This window comes from Pseudomonas sp. MPFS (assembly GCF_022537035.1).
Taxonomy (GTDB): domain Bacteria; phylum Pseudomonadota; class Gammaproteobacteria; order Pseudomonadales; family Pseudomonadaceae; genus Aquipseudomonas; species Aquipseudomonas sessilinigenes.
Map to the genome: position 1 here is coordinate 5,894,784 of NZ_CP066123.1, position 18,411 is coordinate 5,913,194.

The following is an 18,411-nucleotide window of genomic DNA, read 5'->3' on the forward strand; positions in this document are numbered from 1 at the left end:
CCTATTTCAATGGCGGCGGGATACGTCATCCAGGGCCGCGGGTAAATCAGTGAACTGGAAAGTGAACCCTGCCTCCAGCAAGCGCGCTGGCACGGCGCGCTGGCCGCCTAGTAGCAACAGCGACAACTCGCCCAGCAGCAGGCGCAACACAAAGGCCGGTAGCGGCAACAACGCAGGCCGGTGCAGGACCCGCCCCAGGGCCTTGGCGAACTCACGGTTGCGTGCAGGCTTCGGCACGCAGGCATTATAAGGACCCCGTGCCGCATCCTGATGCATAAGAAAATCAATCAGGGCAATTTGATCATCGATATGAATCCACGGCATCCACTGCCGGCCATTGCCGATCGGGCCACCCAGGCCCAGCTTGAATGGCAGCAACAGGCGTGACAAAAAGCCGCCCTGCGCAGACAGCACCAGGCCGGTGCGCACCAGCACTACGCGCACTCCCATGGACTCGGCACGTTGCGCCGTTTCCTCCCAGGCGATACACAGTTGACTGGCAAAATCTTCGCTGACTGGCGGCGACTCTTCATCCAGCTCACGCTCGCCGCCATCGCCGTACCACCCCACCGCCGACCCTGAAAGCAGTACACGGGGCTTGTGCTCACGGCTGTCGAGCCAGGCCAGCAGGGTTTCGGTAAGGGCAATGCGGCTGGCCCACAACAGCGCCTTGCGCTTGTGAGTCCAGGGACGATCGGCTATGGGCGCGCCGGCCAGGTTGATCACCGCATCCACGGGGAGCTGGTCCAGCTCTTGCAATTCCTTGACTGCCCTTACTTGAGGACCGCACAAAGCGGCCACTTTATCGGGCTGGCGAGTCCATACACTCAACTGATGACCCTGGGCCAGCCAATGGCGACACAGCGCCTGCCCGATCAAACCAGTACCGCCGGTCAGCAATATATGCATGACATCTTCCTCGCGTGGCGTTTTACCCGAATCACTAGTCTATTTTTATAAGCAGGGATCTTTTCAATCGGGCAGGCTGCATTTTAACGATAGACAACCTGCACAACCGATCGCGCCGAAAGCTATACCAAAAAACAATATTGTACAGGTTTTGGCGGCGGCGTAGTCTGTACAGCAAGGTAAACGAGGCCCCTATGACAGTACCCATCGCAATCATTGGTACCGGCATCGCCGGACTCTCCGCCGCCCAGGCACTACGAGATGCCGGGCATATCGTCCACCTCTTCGACAAAAGCCGCGGCAGCGGCGGGCGCATGTCGAGCAAGCGCAGCGATGCCGGCAGCCTGGATCTGGGAGCCCAGTACTTCACCGCCCGCGACCGGCGTTTCGTCACCGAAGTCCAGCGCTGGCAAGCCAAGGGCTGGGTCGCCGAGTGGACACCGCAGCTCTACAACTCCCACGGCGGCCAGCTCAGTCCCTCGCCGGATGAGCAGACCCGCTGGGTCGGCACCCCGCGCATGAGCGCCATCACCCGTGCCCTGATCGGCGACCTCGAAGCCCATTTCGCCTGCCGCATCACCGAAGTCTTCCGCGGCGAACAGCATTGGCACCTGCAGGATGCGGAAGGCTTCACCCATGGCCCTTTCAGCCATGTCGTGATCGCCACCCCGGCCCCGCAGGCCACGGCCCTGCTAGCCGCCGCGCCGAAGCTCGCGGGGGTCGCCGCCGGAGTGAAAATGGACCCCACCTGGGCGGTCGCCCTGGCCTTCGACACCCCTCTGGAAACCTCGATGGAAGGCTGCTTCGTGCAGGACAGTCCGCTGGACTGGCTGGCCCGTAACCGCAGCAAGCCCGGACGCGACAGCCACCTCGATACCTGGGTCCTGCACGCCACCAGCTCCTGGAGCCGGCAGCACATCGACCTCTCGAAAGAAGCCGTGACCGAGCAATTGCACGGTGCCTTCGCCGAGCTGCTGCACAGCGTCATGCCCGCCCCCACCTTCAGCCTGGCCCACCGCTGGCTTTACGCCCGCCCGGCCACCAGCCATGAATGGGGCGCCCTGGCCGATGCCGACCTGGGCCTGTACGTGTGTGGCGACTGGTGCCTGTCCGGCCGGGTCGAAGGCGCCTGGCTGAGTGGCCAGGAGGCCGCACGCCGACTCCACGAGAGCTTGCAGTGAATCGCCTCAACCCGCGCAAACTGCTGCTGTCGAAGTGGACAGCAGCCCACCCGCAACACCGCGAGAAACACTTCCTGGTCACCGAACTGTTCTGCGATGAAGAAGGCACCGTGCTGGATATCGAGCTGCAGGCGGTGCTTACCCGACGCAGCCAGCGCCTGAGCTGGCAAACCCTGCAGGACGACCGCGACTGGCGAATGGGCTGGCAATAACCGGGCGCACTCGGCCCGGGGGCAATACCTATACAAACAATTTGACTTGTACAACTTCAATCCTATGATTGAGACAAGTTGTACAAGATTAATGGTTTTGTACAGGAATGTTCCCCCGGAGGTCGAACCATGTCCACCCAGCCGAAAATCGCCATCAGCGCCTGCCTGATGGGTGCCGAGGTCCGCTACAACGGTGGCCACAAGGAGTCCCGACTGTGCAGCCAGGTACTCAAGGACTACTTCGATTTCCTGCCCCTGTGCCCAGAAGTTGCCATTGGCCTGGGCACCCCACGGGAACCGATCCGCCTGGTGGGCGACCCCGCACAGCCACGGGCCGTGGGCACGCGGGACAGCAGCCGGGATGCCACCCAGGCCCTGGTGGAATACGCCGAACGCATGGCCGTGCAGCTGGACGATATCTGCGGCTACATCTTCATGCAGAGCTCTCCGTCCTGCGGGCTGGAGCGGGTCAAGGTGTACCAGGCCAACGGCATTCCCCATCGCCACGGCGGCCGCGGCGTCTATGCCCAGGCCTTCTGCGCCCGGCACCCGGACCTGCCGGTGGAAGAAGCCGGACGCCTCAACGATCCGGTGCTGCGGGAGAACTTCCTGACCCGGGTCTACGTCTATCGCGACTGGCAGGTACTGCTCAAGCAAGGCCTGACCCGGCGCGCCCTCACCGACTTTCACGCGCGCTGCAAATACCTGCTGATGGCCCATCACCCGGTCCAGTACAAGGCCCTGGGCAACCTGCTGGGCAACATGGGCCAGGGCGACCCGGCACTGATCGGCCCGCGTTACTTCAGCCAGCTGATGACCGCGCTGAGCCGCTGCGCCACCCGCGGAACCCACAGCAATGTGCTGCAGCACATCAGCGGTTACTTCAAGCGAGCCATCAGCGCCGAAGACAAACAGGAAATGCAGCACGTCATCGGTCAGTACCGCCTGGGCATCGTCCCGCTGGTGGTGCCCCTGACCCTGCTCAAGCACCACTTGCGCCAGAACCCCGATCCCTACATTGCCCGACAGTTGTACCTGCAGCCGCACCCCGAAGACCTCAGCCTGCGCAATGCGATCTGAGCCATGAAAGACCTCACCCTAGCGGCTGACGAAAACAGCGCCCCGTACCAGGACCCTCTGGAGGAACGCTGGCTGCCGATCCGCGAAGTAGCGCGCCAGACCGGGGTCAACGCCGTCACCCTGCGAGCCTGGGAGCGGCGCTACGGGCTGATCGTGCCCCGACGCACGCCCAAGGGCCATCGCCTGTACTCCCAGGAACAGGTGCAGCAGATCCTGAACATCCTGACTTGGCTCAATCGCGGGGTTGCGGTGAGCCAGGTCAAGCACCTGCTGACCAACACCGCCAGCTCCAGCTCGGCGGTGGAGAATGACTGGCAGCGCCTGCGCCAGACCCTGGTCCAGGCTATAAGCCAACTGGCGGAACGCAAGGTGGACGACACCTTCAACCAGGCCATGGCGCTGTATCCGCCGCGGACCCTGTGCGAGCACCTGCTGATGCCGCTGCTGGCGGAACTGGAGCAGCGCTGGCAGGGCCAGTTCGGCAGCCAGATGGAACAGGTGTTCTTCTACACCTGGCTGCGCAGCAAGCTCGGCGCACGGATCTACCACAACAACCGCCAGGTGCAGGGCGCGCCGCTGTTGCTGGTCAACCAGTCGGACCGGCCCCTGGAACCCCATCTGTGGCTCACTGCCTGGCTGGCCAGCAGCGCCGATTGCCCGGTAGAGGTCTTCGACTGGCCCCTGCCAGGTGGCGAACTGGCCCTGGCCACCGAGCGCCTGCAGGCCCGGGGCCTGCTGCTGTACTCCAGCAAGGCGCTCAACCCCGCCCAACTGCCACGGCTGCTGAATGGCATTGCCTGCAAAAAATTCATCGCCGGACCCGCGGTGTGCATCCACCCCGCCGAGTGGTCCGTATGTATCACTGAAATCGCCGATCTGCACCTGGCCCAAGACCCGATCGCGGCCTGCCAGGCACTGCTCGAGCGAGGACTTTTCTGATCCGGAAACCGACATGCAATTGATCTGGCTGCGCAGCGACCTGCGCCTACACGACAACACCGCCCTGAGCGCCGCCGCCCAGCGGGGCCCGACCGTGGCGGTGTACCTTTTGAGCCCGGAGCAGTGGCAGGCCCATGATGATGCGCCCTGCAAGATCGATTTCTGGCTGCGCAACCTGCAATCGCTGAGTACCGCCCTGGGCCAGCTGAACATCCCCCTGCTGGTTCGCAGCGCCGCCACCTGGGACCAGGCGCCCCAGGTCCTGCTGGATCTGTGCCGGCAACTGCAGATACGCATGCTGCACTTCAACCAGGAATACGGCGTCCACGAAAACCGTCGCGATGAAGCGGTGACAAGGGTTCTGGAGAAGGCCGGTATCAGCGTCCAAGGCCACTTCGATCAACTGCTGTTCAAACCCGGCAGCGTGTTGACCAAGAGCGGCGGCTACTTCCAGGTCTTCAGCCAGTTCCGCAAAGTCTGCTACCACCGCCTGCACACCGCGCTGCCCGCGCTGGTGAGCGCGCCCAGGGCGCAGATACCGCTGCCGATCAATGCCGATCCGCTGCCAGATCAGGTCGACGGCTTCCCCACCCCGGGCCCGAGCTTGCGCGAACTGTGGCCAGCCGGCGAAGACGAGGCGCAAGCGCGACTGGAGCGGTTCGCCGATGAACAGATCCACTATTACCAGGGCGAGCGCGACTTTCCGGCCAAGCCCGGCACCAGCCAGCTGTCGCCCTACCTCGCCGCCGGCGTGATCTCGCCCCGCCAATGCCTGCACGCCGCCTTGCTCAGCAACCAGGGCGAGTTCGAAAGCGGCAACCCCGGGGCCGTCACCTGGATCAACGAGCTGCTGTGGCGCGACTTCTACAAGCACATCCTGGCGGGCTACCCACGGGTGTCCCGGCACCGCGCCTTCCGACCGGAAACCGAAGCCGTGAAATGGCGCGACGCTCCCGAGGAACTGGCGGCCTGGCAAGAAGCCCGCACCGGCCTGCCGATCATCGATGCCGCCATGCGCCAGTTGCTGGAGACCGGCTGGATGCACAACCGCCTGCGCATGGTGGTGGCGATGTTCCTGACCAAGAACTTGTTGATCGATTGGCGCGAAGGCGAGCGTTTCTTCATGCGGCACCTGATCGACGGCGACCTGGCGGCCAACAACGGCGGCTGGCAGTGGAGCGCCTCCACCGGCACCGATGCCGCACCCTACTTCCGCATCTTCAACCCGGTGAGCCAATCGCAGAAATTCGACAGCGAGGGGCGCTTCATCAAGCACTGGCTGCCACAACTGGCCGGGCTGAACAAAAAAGATATCCACAACCCGGCGACCCTGGGCGGGCTGTTCGGCGTCGCCGACTACCCGGCGCCGATGGTAGATCTGTCACGGTCCCGGGAACGGGCCCTGGCGGCGTTCAAGGCACTGCCCTCGCGGCTGGATGCAGGCCATGAGTGACTTCCTCGACCACTTCGCCCGGGAATTCGCCACCCTGGACGCCCACAACCTCGATCGCCTGGGCCAGCTCTACAGCGATGACATCCAGTTCACCGACCCTCTGCACGAGGTTCATGGACTGGCCCCTTTGCGCGACTACTTCGCCCAGCTGTACGCCAACGCCCGCGAACTGCGCTTCGACTTCCACGGCAGCGACCAGTGCGCCGAAGGCCAGGGCTACCTGCGCTGGACCATGAGCTACCACCACCCGCGCCTCAATGGCGGCGGCCTGATCCAGGTGGCCGGCTGTTCACACCTGCAATGGCGTGACGCCCGGGTCTATCGCCACCGCGACTATTTCGACGCGGGAGCCCTGCTCTACGAACACCTGCCACTGATCGGGACAGTGATCGCCTGGTTGAAAAGGAGGCTCGGATGAACCCGGCCATGCCAAGGCGGATCTGGCTCACCGGCGCCAGCAGCGGCATCGGCGCAGCGCTGGCCGAAGAGCTGCTCGGAGCCGGTGCCCAGGTGGCGCTCAGCGCCCGCTCGCGCGAGCCGCTGGAGGCCCTGGCCCAGCGCTACCCGGGCCGGGTGCTGGTGGTGCCGGGCGACCTTGGCGACGCCTTGCAGGTGCGCGAAATCGGCAAGCGCATCGCCCAGGCCTGGGGTGCCCTGGACAGCGTGATCCTCAATGCCGGGACCTGCGAGTACATCGAGGTGCAGCAATTCGACTCAGCGCTGATCGAGCGGGTACTGAATACCAACCTGCTGGCCGCCGGCTACTGCATCGAAGCCGCACTGCCGTTGTTGCGCGCCGGCAATCACCCGCACCTGGTGGGTGTGGCCAGCTCGGTGACCTATCTGGCGCTGCCCCGGGCCGGTGCCTACGGCGCCTCCAAGGCGGCGCTGCGCTATCTGCTGCAGTCCCTGCGCATCGACCTGGCTGCCGAAGGCATCGACGTGACCCTGGTCAGCCCGGGCTTTGTCGACACGCCGCTGACCGCACGCAACGATTTCACCATGCCCATGCGCTGGAGCGCCCGGAAGGCCGCTCGGCATATCCACAAGCGCCTGCCCCGCCGGGATCTGGAGATTGCGTTCCCCGCCCCGTTCATCTTCGCGCTCAAGCTGCTTTCCTGGCTGCCCGGCCGCCTGCAACTGGCCCTCGCCAAACGCCTGGCCCGCGCGGGGAATGCCCCATGAAAATCGCCATCATCGGCAGCGGCATCGCCGGCCTGACCTGCGCCTACCTCCTGAACCGTCGTCATGACCTCCAGGTCTACGAGGCTGGCAGCTGGATCGGCGGTCACACCCATACCGTGCAGGTCAGCCTCAACGGCGAGACCCAAGCCGTGGACACCGGTTTCATCGTCTTCAACGACTGGACCTACCCCCATTTCATCCGGCTGCTGGGGCAGATCGGCGTCAAATTCAAAGCCACCGAAATGAGCTTCTCGGTGTGCGATCCGGCCACGGGCCTGGAGTACAACGGCAACAACCTCAACAGTCTGTTCGCCCAGCGGCGCAACCTGCTGTCGCCGGGGTTCTGGGGCATGCTGCGGGACATCCTGCGCTTCAACCAACACGCACTGCTCGACCTGCAAAACCAGCGGATCACGGCCTCGACCACCCTCGGTGACTACCTGAAGAGCCAGGGCTACGGCGAGCGCTTCATCCAGCACTACATCGTGCCCATGGGCTCGGCGATCTGGTCGATGTCACAGGGGCAGATGCTCGATTTCCCCCTGCAGTTCTTTGTTCGTTTCTTCAAGAACCACGGCTTGCTGTCGGTGAACAACCGCCCCCAGTGGTACGTGATCGAAGGCGGCTCAAGCCGCTACATCGAACCACTGACGGCCTCGTTTCACGAGCGCATCCGCCTGGGCTGCCCGGTGCAAAGGGTCGAGCGCGACGAACTCGGCGTGGTGATCCACAGTGCCGCTGGCAGCGAGCGCTTCGACAAGGTGGTGTTCGCCTGCCACAGCGACCAGGCCCTGCGGCTGCTGGCCAGCCCGAGCCGCGCCGAACAGGACATCCTCCAGGCGCTGCCCTTCGCCGACAACGACGTGGTGCTGCACACCGATACCCGACTGCTGCCGCGCCGCCGCCTGGCCTGGGCCAGTTGGAACTATCGCCTCGACGCCAGCGCCGAGAAGGCCGCCGCCGTGACCTACGACATGAACATTCTCCAGGGCCTGCAGAGCAGTACCACCTTCTGCGTCAGCCTCAACCAGAGCGCGGCCATCGATCCATCGAAAGTTCTCGCCCGCTACACCTATGCCCATCCGCAATACAGCCTGGGGGCGGTGGCCGCGCAAGCGCGCTGGAGCGAACTGCAAGGCGCCCGCCACAGCTTCTACTGCGGTGCCTACTGGGCCAACGGTTTCCATGAGGATGGCGTGGTCAGTGCCCTGCGGGTGGCCCAGGCCTTCGGGGAGCAACTGTGAACAGCGCCCTGTACAGCGGCTGGATCAGCCACCGGCGCTTCGCCCCTAAGTGCCACGCCTTCCGCTACCGGATCGGCTTGCTGTACCTGGACCTGGAGGAACAGGACGCGGTGCTGGGCCTCTCGCCCCTGGCTGGCCGGAGCCGCTTCGCGCCCTTTGCCTTTCGTCAAGGCGACTACCTACCGGCCTTCACCAGCCGGGGCATGGACCTGATAGACGCCGTACGCCAGCAGGTGGCCGCGGCCACCGGCCATGCACCGAGCGGCAAAATATGCCTGCTGACCCAGGTGCGCAGCTGGGGCCTGGCCTTCAACCCGGTGAGCTTCTTCTACTGCTACGAGGCCGATGGGCAACTGGCGGCGATTCTCTGCGAGGTCAGCAACACCCCCTGGCGCGAGCGCTATCACTATGTGCTGCCGGCCAGCCCGCCCAACGCACAGTCCCCGGAGTACCAGCATTTCGCCGTGGCCAAGGCCTTTCACGTGTCGCCATTCCTGCCCCGGGATCTGGAGTACCGCATGAGTTTCAGTCCTCCGGCCGAGCGTCTCGGCGTGCACATGGCCGACTGGCAGGGTGAGCTCAAGTTGTTCGACGCCACGCTCAACCTGCAACGCCAGGCCCTGGATCGCCGCAGCCTGCACCAATATCTGCGGCGCTTTCCGTGGATGACCGCCAAGACTTGCCTGGCGATCTACTGGCAGGCCTTGCTCCTGGCTGCCAAGGGCCTGCGCTTTTTTCCCCATCAGGCCGCCGTTGGCGCCTTTCGCACAGCCACCGTACCCCCCAAGGATCGCCGCCATGAAATCCTCTAGCGTCTCGGCCAAAACCACTCTGTTCGGCACTCACGGCCTCACCGCCAACCTGTTGCGCCGTGGCGTGCTGCGGCAACTGGCGCAACTTCGGCACGGCCAGTTGGTGGTCTACGAAGATGGCGAGCGACGGGTGTTCGGCAGCAGCGGAGGCGCCCTGCAGGGAGAAATCCACGTCCATGACAGCAGCGTCTGGGGCTTGGTGGCCAGCAGCGGCTCCATCGGTGCCGGCGAAGCCTTCATCCATGGCTACTGGAGCACCCCGGACCTGACAGCGGTCATCCGCGTGTTCGTCAGCAACCTGGAAGTGCTGGACGCCATGGAAGGCGGCCTGGCCAGGCTCGGCCGGCCGCTGGTTCGCGGCCTGCACTGGCTCAACCGCAACACCCGCAAGGGTTCGCAGAAAAACATCGCCGCCCACTACGACCTGGGCAATGAGCTGTTCGAGCAGTTCCTCGATCCCACCATGATGTATTCCGCCGCGCAGTTTCGCAGTGCCGAGGACAGCCTGGAGCAGGCCCAGTTGAACAAGCTGCAGCGCATCTGCCAGAAGCTGGCGCTCACTCCCGAGGACCACCTGCTGGAAATCGGCACCGGCTGGGGCAGCATGGCCCTGTATGCCGCGCAGCACTATGGCTGCCGGGTCACCACCACGACCCTGTCCAGGGAACAGTTCGCCTACACCCGGCAGCGGATCGACGCCGCCGGCTTGCAGGACCGGGTGACCCTGCTGCTGGAGGATTACCGCGACCTGCGCGGCCAGTACGACAAGCTGGTGTCGATCGAAATGATCGAAGCCGTGGGCCACCGCTTCCTGCCCACTTACTTCAAGCAATGCGCACGCTTGCTCAAGAGCAACGGCCTGATGCTGCTGCAGGCCATCACCATTCGCGACCAGCGCTACGAGCAGGCGAAGAACGGCGTGGACTTCATCCAGCGCTACATCTTCCCCGGCGGCGCCCTGCCCTGCGTGCAGAAAATGCTCGAGGTGGTCAGTCGCGACACCGACATGAACCTGCTGCACATGGAAGACTTCGGCCTGCACTACGCCCGGACCCTGCGCCTGTGGCACGAGAACTTCCGCCGCGCCCACGGCCGCCTGGGCGAACTGGGCTACGACCCCTATTTCCTGCGGCTCTGGGAGTTCTACCTGTGCTACTGCGAAGGCGGCTTCCTGGAACGCGCCATCGGCACCGCGCAACTGCTGCTGGCCAAACCCGCTGCGGCGCCACAACCCCTGCTAGGGCGCCTCGATGCCTAGGCAACTGCTCAATGCCCTGTTGTTCCAGCTGGGCTGGTTCACCTGCGTGCTCAGTGGCGACAGCCTGTGGCTATTGCTTGGAGTGGTGATCGTACTGGCGCACTTTCGCTGGGTCGGCCGCTGGGGCGACGAAGGCTCGATGATGCTCGGCATTGCCCTGATCGGCATCACCCTGGACAGCTTCCTGAATTGGCTGGGGGTGTTTCAGTTCCAGCAAGTCAGTCTATTGATTCCCTTCTGGCTGATGCTGCTCTGGGTCCTTCTGGCCAGCACCTTGCGCCACGGCCTGGCCTGGAGTGCCCGCCCCTGGTGGCGGGCCTGCCTGCTGGGAGCGCTGGCAGGTCCGCTGTCCTACTACTCAGGGGGGCGCCTGGCCGGCGTGAGTTTTCCCTACGGAACAGGGCCAACCCTGGTCGGGCTGGGAGTGCTCTGGGCCCTGCTGCTGCCACTGCTGCACGTGTTGGCACGAGCGACCCCCGAGGCTCCACCACTGGCCACCGAAGGCTGAGCGTTGGTCAGGGCTTTCACACAGCCAGGCCCCACTGCCTTACACTGCGCGCCTATGACCACCATCCCCGTTACCCCCATCGCCGAACCCGCCATCAGTTGCTCGACCTGCGCCGCCTGCTGCTGCCAGCTGGAAGTGATGCTGATCACCGATACCGGGGTGCCCGAGCGCTTTATCGATACCGACGACTGGGGAGGCGAGGTGATGCGCCGCCTGGATGATGGCTGGTGCGCGGCGCTGGATCGCGACAGCATGCGTTGCACGATCTATGAGCTGCGCCCGCTGATCTGCCGCGAATTCGAATTGGGCGAGGCCGATTGCCTGAGCGAACGCCGGGGTATCGCCACGGCGTATCGCTGAGCCTTGGTCAGAGCGGCATGGTGTAGTGCAGGGCGTAGCTCTCGACCCCGTCGTTGGGGGAGCGCAAGCCAGCGTTGGAGTAATGCGTGGCGCGAATGCCGACCTCATGGCCCCCGGCAAAGCGCAGGCCAAAGCCGATGCGATCCTCGAACTGGAAGGCCGAGCCCAGCTTGTTGTCTTCCACTTGGGTATGAGCGAAGGCCGCTATGCCAATTCCCGCCTCGACGTAGGGTTTGACGCTGCCTGCTGCGAACTCGTAGACCAGCACCGGGGAGAACGACAGGCTATGGTTGCTCGACTTCTTGTCACCATTCCAATAGGTGTAGGCGCCGCTCCAGTAGCCGGTCAGGCGACCGACATCGCTTTGCAGCCAGCTCTTGTCCCAATCCAATTGCATGCCTAGCCGATAGGTTTGCGTCGAGTCCCCGGTCTGTCCTACGGAGAATTCGACCCCCGCCGCCTGTGCGGAAACACTTTGCCCCAACAACGCAGCCGCAAGCGCGGCCAGACAAAACACTCGCTTCATCAGGAACATCCTTTTTGAATGATTTTGAACGTTTTTATACAACCTGTGTAGACAGGCTATAGAAGTCCGCGCCGAGCCAGAAGTTCAGCGCAAACGATAGGGTTTCACGTTTTTTTCACAAATCGAAAGGATGCACACTAACGGATTTTTGCCACAGGATGGGCAGCACTTGGGCAAAGTGCGGCACATTGCCGCTCGTCCAGAACCGGGTTTCGCCGGCTGGCCCTTGCGCGCGCAGGCCCGCTTCGTCCAGCAGGCGCTGGAGCTGACGCGCTACCGCGGCCCCGGTATCGATCAGGCTGATGTGTTGCCCCAGCATCCGCACCAGCACCGGCTTGAGAAAGGGATAGTGGGTGCACCCCAGGATGATGGTGTCGCAACCGGCCGCTAGCAGCGGCTCGACATACCCCTGCAACAACTGGCACAGGGCATCGCTGTGCAGGTCCCCATTCTCGATCATCTCCACCAACCCTGGGCAAGGTTGAGTGACGACTTTTACATCGGCGGCAAAACGATCGAGCAAGGCGGCGAACTTGGCACTTTGCAAAGTCCCGGTAGTTGCCAGGACCCCGACCACGCCACTGCGGGTTGCCGCCGCAGCGGGCTTGACTGCAGGCTCCATGCCGACGATGGGCCAGTCGGGAAAATCCCGGCGCAACTCGGCTACCGCCGCCACGGTGGCGGTATTGCAGGCCAGCACCAGGGCCTTGGCACCCTGCTCGCGGAAGAAGCGCGCCATCAGCGTGCAACGCTGGCGGATGAACTCGGGGGTTTTCTCGCCGTAGGGGATGTACCCACAGTCGCCTAAATACAGCAGAGATTCATTGGGCAGCAGGCGCTGGATCTCCGCCAGGACGGAGAGGCCACCCACGCCGGAATCGAAGACCGCAACCGGCGCCTCACTCATGCAGGCCACCGCACACCTTGCAGCCTGGATCGCGCTTGACCCGCAGCTCGCGAAAGCGTGTGCCCAGTGCGTCGATCAGCAGCAGCCGCCCCACCAGTGGCTCGCCAAAACCAGCCAGCAACTTCAAGGCTTCCAGCGCTTGCAGGCTGCCCACCAGCCCCACCAGCGGCCCCAGGACCCCGGCCTCGCTACAGGTCAGCTCGGCCTCACTGCCGTGCCCATACAGGCAGTGGTAGCAAGGACTCTCCGGACGCCGCGGGTCGAACACCGACAATTGCCCTTCCAGGCGAATCGCCGCGCCACTGACCAGGGGCTTGCCGGCCGCCACGCAAGCGGCATTCACGGCTTCACGGGTGCTGAAGTTGTCACAGCAGTCCAGTACCAGGTCAACATCGGCCACTGCCGCAGCCAGGGTGTCCTCATCCAGCGCCAACGGGTGACGTACCAGGCGAATGTCCGGGTTGAGGGCCGTGAGACGGCTGATGGCCGAATCCACCTTGAGCGCTCCGACAGTGGTGCTGTCGTGAATGATCTGGCGCTGCAAGTTGGTCATGTCCACGGTATCGAAATCCGCCAGATGCAACTCGCCAACGCCCGCCGCTGCCAGGTAGAGCGCCACTGGAGCCCCCAGGCCACCGAGACCGACGATCAATACGCGGCTTTGCTTGAGACGCAACTGACCGTCGATATCCACCTGCTGCAACAGGATCTGGCGGCTATAGCGCAACAGCTCCTGGTCGGTCAGCACGGCAGGCATCCCAGGCTGATGCGCTCATGGCCACCCAGGTCGACCCGGCTGTGAACGTCGATGAACCCTCGGGCGCCGAGCAACTCACGCACCGCCGGCGCCTGGTCGTAGCCATGCTCGAGCACCAGCCGGCCGCCGGCCACCAGGTGCTCGGGAGCCTGGGCCACGATCAGGCGCAGATCGTCCAGGCCATCCTTGCCCGCCACCAGGGCACTCTCCGGCTCGAAACGCACATCGCCAGCGATCAGGTGCGGGTCTGCCTCGGCAATATACGGAGGGTTGCTGACAATCAGCTCGAAACGCTGCCCATCGATGGAGTCGAACCAGTGGCTGCTGAGCACCGTCACATTGTTCAGGTGCAGGCGCTGGCGATTGCGTTCGGCCAGGGCTACGGCCTCCAGCACTCGATCCACGGCCGTGACCTTCCAGGCCGGGCGCTCGCTGGCCAGGGCCAGGGCAATGGCACCGCTGCCGGTCCCCAGGTCCAGGACCCGGGCCGGGCTTGCCGGCAGCAGTTGCAATGCGGTTTCCACCAACAGTTCGGTATCAGGACGTGGGATCAGGGTATGGGGCGCGACTTCCAGGTCGAGGTTCCAGAAACCCTGCTGGCCAAGAATATAGGCCACGGGCTCACCGGAGCGGCGCCGCTGCAGGTACTCGGCGAACAGCAGGGCGGCTTCGCTGGGCACGATGCGTTCGGGCCAGGTGTGAAGAAAGCTGCGGGACTTGCCCAGGGCCGCGGCCAGGAGCAGTTCGGCATCCAGTCGCGACGTGGGTGAATCCGGCAATTGCGCGGCGCGCAGCAAGCTGGCGATGATGGTCATTTACTCACCCAACGCCGCGAGTTGATCGGCCTGGTACTCGGCCAGCAACGGCTCGATCACCGCCTCCACCCCCCCGGCGATGATTTCATCCAGGGAGTACAGGGTCAGGTTGACCCGGTGGTCGGTAACACGGCCCTGTGGGAAGTTGTAGGTACGGATACGCTCGGAGCGGTCGCCCGAACCCACCAGCAGCTTGCGCTCGCTGGCAATGGCACTGGCCGCAGCACTGGCCTGCTGGTCGTTGAGCTTGGCCGACAGCCAGGCCAGGGCGCGCGCGCGGTTCTTGTGCTGGGAGCGCTCTTCCTGGCACTCCACCACGATCCCCGATGGAATGTGGGTAATACGGATGGCCGAGTCGGTCTTGTTCACGTGCTGGCCACCCGCGCCGGAGGAGCGATAGGTATCGATGCGCAGGTCGGCCGGATTGATTTCGATGGCTTCCTGTTCATCCGGCTCCGGCAGCACGGCCACGGTGCAGGCGGAGGTATGGATGCGGCCCTGGGATTCGGTGGCGGGCACTCGCTGCACGCGATGCGCTCCAGACTCGAATTTCAACTTGCCGTAGACATTCTCACCCTCGACCCGAGCGATGATTTCCTTGTAGCCGCCATGCTCGCCTTCGTTTTCCGAGAGAATCTCCAGGCGCCAGCCACGCCGCTCGGCATAACGCGAATACATGCGGAACAAGTCGCCGGAAAAGATCGCGGCTTCGTCGCCACCGGTACCGGCGCGAATTTCCAGGAACACGTTGCGCCCATCGTTGGGGTCCTTGGGCAGCAACATGCGTTGCAGGTTGCTCTCCAGTTCGACCAGTTGGTCCTTGGCCTCGCGGACTTCCTCGACGGCCATCTCCCGCAGGTCCGGATCGTTGTCCTTGAGCAGCGCCTGGGCGCCCTCCAGGTCGGCCTGGACCTTGAGCACCTGTTTGTAGGCGGCCACGATCGGCTCGACCTCCGCATACTCCTTGGAGTAGGCACGGAACTTGGCCTGATCGGAAATGACCTCGGCATCGCCAAGCAGGGCGGTCAGTTCCTCGAAACGGTCCTGGAGAATATCCAGCTTACTGAGCAGTGACGCTTTCATTACGGGGTTTTATCCGAAGAGCCCTCACCGAGGGCAAACAGTTCTTGGGCCATGGCCAGCGCATCGAGGCGGCCTTCGGCAGATAGCTTTTTCAACTGCACGCTCGGCGCGTGCAGCAGTTTATTGGTCAGGCCGCGGGCTAGCTGGGCCAACACGTCCTCGGCGCTGCTGCCATTGTTCAGCATGCGCAGGGCCTTTTGCAGTTCTTCGTCGCGCAGGCGCTCGCTCTGTTGACGATAGGCCTTGAGCACGTCCACCGCCGCCAGCTCGCGCAGGCGCACCATGAAATCCTCGGCGCCGATGTTCACCAGCTCTTCGGCAGCCAGTGCCGCACCCTGGCGGCTCTTGAGGTTTTCGGCGACGACTTCGTGGAGATCATCGACGGTATAGAGGTAAACGTCGTCCAACTCGCCGACTTCTGGCTCGATGTCACGAGGAACGGCGATGTCCACCATGAAGATGGGCTTGTGCTTGCGCAGCTTCAAGGCGCTTTCCACCGCGCCCTTGCCAAGAATCGGCAATTGGCTGGCGGTGGAACTGATGACGATATCGCTGTGCACCAGTTCCTGGGGAATGTCCGAGAGCAGCACCGCGTGGGCGCCGAACTGTTCCGCCAATTGGCTGGCGCGTTCAAGGGTCCGGTTGGCTACCACGATTCGCTTGACGCCCAGCTCGTGCAAGTGACGAGCCACCAGCGTGATGGTCTCGCCGGCACCGATCAGCAGGGCCTGGCTGCGCTGCAGGTCGCTGAAGATCTGCTTGGCCAGGCTGACGGCGGCAAAGGCCACGGACACCGGGTTCTCGCCGATGGCCGTGTCGGTACGCACCTGCTTGGCGGCGCTGAAGGTCGCCTGGAACAAGCGGCCCAACAACGGTCCGACAGTCCCGGCCTCGCGGGCCACGGCATAGGCCGACTTCATCTGGCCGAGAATCTGCGGCTCGCCCAGCACCAGTGAGTCCAGGCCCGAAGCCACGCGCATCATGTGACGAACTGCCGCATCATCCTCATGCACATAAGCACTGGCGCGTAGTTCGTCTAGGCTCAGCTGGTGATATTCCGCCAGCCAGCGCAACACGACATCCGCCGAAAGATGATCCTGTTCTATATACAACTCGCTGCGGTTGCAGGTGGAGAGGATCGCAGCTTCGCGGCTGTCGGTGAGTCGGCAGAGCTGCTGCAAGGCCTCAACCAACTGCTCAGGAGTAAAGGCCACGCGCTCGCGGACGTCTACGGAAGCAGTCTTGTGGTTAATACCAAGTGCAAGGAAGGCCATTCAAGGTCGCTGATGATGTCGAGAAGCCGGCAATTGTCCTACTTCGACAGACTCAGAACAACTACCGCCGGCTATTGTCCTAATAGACTGCCTCTGTTCTGGCATCCCGTTGAGTCTCGGTTATGTTTGGCCGAAGGCTTGTGTCATGATGATCCGACCGCAGGTTAGTCGCCCTCTTCCTATATGAATAGATCTTCCGCGTTGCTCCTCGCCCTTGTCTTCCTCAGTGGGTGCCATGCCCTGGGCCCCGTCTCATCGGATGCTACATCGCCGGTGGAAGACAGCACTCCAGCCCCTGAAAAGCCCAAGGTTTACTCCTCGTTCAGTGAAGACACCATCTTCAGCCTGTTGAGCGCTGAACTGGCAGGCCAGCGCAATCGCTTCGACATTGCCCTGGACAACTACGTGACCCAGGCCATCAACACCCAGGACCCGGGCATCTCTGAACGGGCATTTCGCATTGCCGAATACCTGGGAGCCGACCAGGCAGCCCTGGATACCTCGCTGATCTGGGCCAAGAACGCCCCCGACGACCTCGAGGCACAACGCGCGGCCGCTATCCAGCTGGCCCGCGCCGGGCGTTACGACGACTCCATGCTCTATATGGAGAAAGTCCTGCAAGGCAAAGGCGACACCCACTTCGACTTCCTGGCCCTGTCGGCCGCCGATACCGATCAGGAAACCCGCGACGGCCTGATGAAGGGGTTCGACCGCCTGCTACAGAAACACCCGCACAACAGCCAGCTGATTTTCGGCAAGGCCTTGCTGATGCAACAGAATGGCGACGACAAGGAGGCCCTGGCCCTCCTGGAGCAGAATCCGCCAGAAGACGGCGAGATCGCGCCGTTGCTGCTGCGCGCGCGCCTTCTGCAAGGCTTGAACCGCAGCAAGGAAGCCCTGCCCCTGCTGGAAAAGAGCATTCGCAAGTACCCGGATGACAAGCGCCTGCGCCTGACCTACGCCCGCATGCTGGTGGAACAGGACCGCATGGAGGATGCCAAGACCCAGTTCTCGAGCCTGGTCCAGCAGTACCCGGAAGATGACGAACTGCGCTACTCCCTGGCCCTGGTATGCCTGGAAGCCAAGGCCTGGGATGAGGCCAAGGGTTACCTTGAAGACCTGATCGCCCGGGAAAGCCACGAGGATTCTGCACACCTGAACCTGGGGCGCATCGCCGAAGAGCGCAATGACCCGCAAGGAGCGTTGATCGAGTACGGACAGGTCGGCCCGGGTAACGACTACCTGCCAGCACAACTGCGCCAAGCCGACATCCTGATGAACAATGGCCGCACCGACGAAGCGCAGAAGCGCCTGGCAGCCGCCCGGGACACGCAACCTGACTACGCCATCCAGCTGTACCTGATCGAAGTCGAGACGCTGTCGACCAACAACCGCGGGGACAGCGCCTGGAAGATGATCCAACAGGCCCTGCAGCAGTATCCCGATGACGTCAACCTGCTCTATACCCGAGCCATGCAAGCGGAAAAACGCAATGACCTGGCCCAGTTGGAAAAGGACCTGCGCCTGATCATCCAGCGTGAACCAGACAACGCCATGGCATTGAACGCCTTGGGCTACACCTTGTCCGACCGGACAACCCGCTATGCCGAGGCCAAGGCCCTGATCGAACAAGCCCACCAGCTGACGCCGGATGATCCGGCGGTACTCGATAGCCTGGGCTGGGTGAACTTTCGCATGGGCAACCTGGACGAAGCCGAGCGCCTGTTGCGCCAGGCGCTGGAGCGCTTCCCCGACCCGGAAGTCGCCGCGCACCTGGGTGAAGTGCTGTGGCACAACGGCAAGCAGCGCGAGGCCCGGCAGACCTGGGGCAAGTTCATCAAGGAACAGCCCGACAGCCCCGTGCTGCGCGAAACCATCAAACGCCTGACCGGATCAGAGACTCTTTAA

The 18,411-nt window shown here is 63.7% G+C and carries 20 protein-coding genes; 13 read left to right on the forward strand and 7 right to left on the reverse strand.

Features of this window, described 5'->3' with window-relative positions:
* Window positions 1-6: 6 nt before the first annotated feature.
* The gene (locus I9018_RS26990) at window positions 7-909 is read right to left on the reverse strand and encodes a TIGR01777 family oxidoreductase (RefSeq protein ID WP_241107962.1); all 903 of its coding nucleotides are present in this window, start codon (window positions 907-909) and stop codon (window positions 7-9) included.
* 194 nt (window positions 910-1,103) lie between these two features.
* On the opposite strand from I9018_RS26990, the gene I9018_RS26995 reads away from it, so the two are divergent.
* From I9018_RS26995 to I9018_RS27050, 12 genes are all read left to right on the forward strand, one after another.
* Entirely contained in the window at window positions 1,104-2,090 is a 987-nt protein-coding gene (locus I9018_RS26995; protein WP_068578733.1) for an FAD-dependent oxidoreductase, read from the forward strand.
* Window positions 2,087-2,302, forward strand: a complete 216-nt coding sequence (locus I9018_RS27000; protein WP_068578731.1) for a TIGR02450 family Trp-rich protein — start codon at window positions 2,087-2,089, stop codon at window positions 2,300-2,302. Before I9018_RS26995 ends, I9018_RS27000 begins: the two co-directional genes overlap by 4 nt.
* Window positions 2,303-2,431: 129 nt before the next feature.
* A complete protein-coding gene (locus I9018_RS27005) occupies window positions 2,432-3,382 on the forward strand; it encodes a DUF523 and DUF1722 domain-containing protein (protein WP_241107963.1) in 951 nt (316 codons plus the stop codon).
* A gap of 3 nt (window positions 3,383-3,385) precedes the next feature.
* Window positions 3,386-4,321, forward strand: coding sequence for a MerR family transcriptional regulator (locus I9018_RS27010; RefSeq protein ID WP_124347430.1), 936 nt, complete (start codon window positions 3,386-3,388; stop codon window positions 4,319-4,321).
* 13 nt (window positions 4,322-4,334) lie between these two features.
* Window positions 4,335-5,774 carry a deoxyribodipyrimidine photo-lyase gene (gene phrB / locus I9018_RS27015; protein ID WP_241107964.1) on the forward strand — a complete coding sequence of 480 codons (1,440 nt, stop codon included), beginning with the start codon at window positions 4,335-4,337 and terminating at the stop codon, window positions 5,772-5,774.
* Window positions 5,767-6,192: a nuclear transport factor 2 family protein gene (locus I9018_RS27020; protein WP_241107965.1), complete on the forward strand. Its 426-nt coding sequence runs from the start codon at window positions 5,767-5,769 to the stop codon at window positions 6,190-6,192. The genes phrB and I9018_RS27020 overlap by 8 nt, the downstream gene beginning before the upstream one ends.
* A complete protein-coding gene (locus tag I9018_RS27025; RefSeq protein ID WP_241107966.1) occupies window positions 6,189-6,959 on the forward strand; it encodes an SDR family NAD(P)-dependent oxidoreductase in 771 nt (256 codons plus the stop codon). Before I9018_RS27020 ends, I9018_RS27025 begins: the two co-directional genes overlap by 4 nt.
* Entirely contained in the window at window positions 6,956-8,203 is a 1,248-nt protein-coding gene (locus I9018_RS27030; protein ID WP_241107967.1) for an FAD-dependent oxidoreductase, read from the forward strand. The genes I9018_RS27025 and I9018_RS27030 overlap by 4 nt, the downstream gene beginning before the upstream one ends.
* Window positions 8,200-9,015, forward strand: a complete 816-nt coding sequence (locus I9018_RS27035) for a DUF1365 domain-containing protein (RefSeq protein WP_241107968.1) — start codon at window positions 8,200-8,202, stop codon at window positions 9,013-9,015. Before I9018_RS27030 ends, I9018_RS27035 begins: the two co-directional genes overlap by 4 nt.
* Window positions 9,002-10,273 (forward strand): cyclopropane-fatty-acyl-phospholipid synthase family protein, encoded by a 1,272-nt coding sequence (locus I9018_RS27040; protein ID WP_241107969.1) that lies wholly within the window; start codon window positions 9,002-9,004, stop codon window positions 10,271-10,273. The genes I9018_RS27035 and I9018_RS27040 overlap by 14 nt, the downstream gene beginning before the upstream one ends.
* Window positions 10,266-10,781, forward strand: coding sequence for a DUF2878 domain-containing protein (locus tag I9018_RS27045; RefSeq protein ID WP_241107970.1), 516 nt, complete (start codon window positions 10,266-10,268; stop codon window positions 10,779-10,781). Before I9018_RS27040 ends, I9018_RS27045 begins: the two co-directional genes overlap by 8 nt.
* Window positions 10,782-10,835: 54 nt before the next feature.
* Window positions 10,836-11,141, forward strand: a complete 306-nt coding sequence (locus I9018_RS27050; protein WP_124347423.1) for a YkgJ family cysteine cluster protein — start codon at window positions 10,836-10,838, stop codon at window positions 11,139-11,141.
* A 7-nt stretch (window positions 11,142-11,148) separates the two neighbouring features.
* Here the strand turns inward: I9018_RS27050 and I9018_RS27055 are convergent, their stop codons facing one another.
* From I9018_RS27055 to hemA, 6 genes are all read right to left on the reverse strand, one after another.
* On the reverse strand, window positions 11,149-11,667 hold the full coding sequence (locus tag I9018_RS27055; protein WP_068578709.1) for an acyloxyacyl hydrolase: 519 nt from the start codon (window positions 11,665-11,667) through the stop codon (window positions 11,149-11,151).
* Between the two features lie 115 nt (window positions 11,668-11,782).
* Complete coding sequence (gene murI / locus I9018_RS27060) at window positions 11,783-12,574, reverse strand: glutamate racemase (RefSeq protein WP_068578707.1); 792 nt, start codon at window positions 12,572-12,574, stop codon at window positions 11,783-11,785.
* Window positions 12,567-13,322: a molybdopterin-synthase adenylyltransferase MoeB gene (locus I9018_RS27065; RefSeq protein WP_068578713.1), complete on the reverse strand. Its 756-nt coding sequence runs from the start codon at window positions 13,320-13,322 to the stop codon at window positions 12,567-12,569. The genes murI and I9018_RS27065 overlap by 8 nt, the downstream gene beginning before the upstream one ends.
* Window positions 13,316-14,146, reverse strand: coding sequence for a peptide chain release factor N(5)-glutamine methyltransferase (gene prmC / locus I9018_RS27070; protein ID WP_241107971.1), 831 nt, complete (start codon window positions 14,144-14,146; stop codon window positions 13,316-13,318). Before prmC ends, I9018_RS27065 begins: the two co-directional genes overlap by 7 nt.
* On the reverse strand, window positions 14,147-15,229 hold the full coding sequence (gene prfA, locus I9018_RS27075) for a peptide chain release factor 1 (protein ID WP_068578703.1): 1,083 nt from the start codon (window positions 15,227-15,229) through the stop codon (window positions 14,147-14,149).
* Window positions 15,229-16,503, reverse strand: a complete 1,275-nt coding sequence (hemA, locus tag I9018_RS27080) for a glutamyl-tRNA reductase (RefSeq protein WP_068578702.1) — start codon at window positions 16,501-16,503, stop codon at window positions 15,229-15,231. The genes prfA and hemA overlap by 1 nt, the downstream gene beginning before the upstream one ends.
* Window positions 16,504-16,686: 183 nt before the next feature.
* Between hemA and I9018_RS27085 the strand changes: the two genes are divergently transcribed.
* Window positions 16,687-18,411, forward strand: a complete 1,725-nt coding sequence (locus I9018_RS27085; protein ID WP_241107972.1) for a tetratricopeptide repeat protein — start codon at window positions 16,687-16,689, stop codon at window positions 18,409-18,411.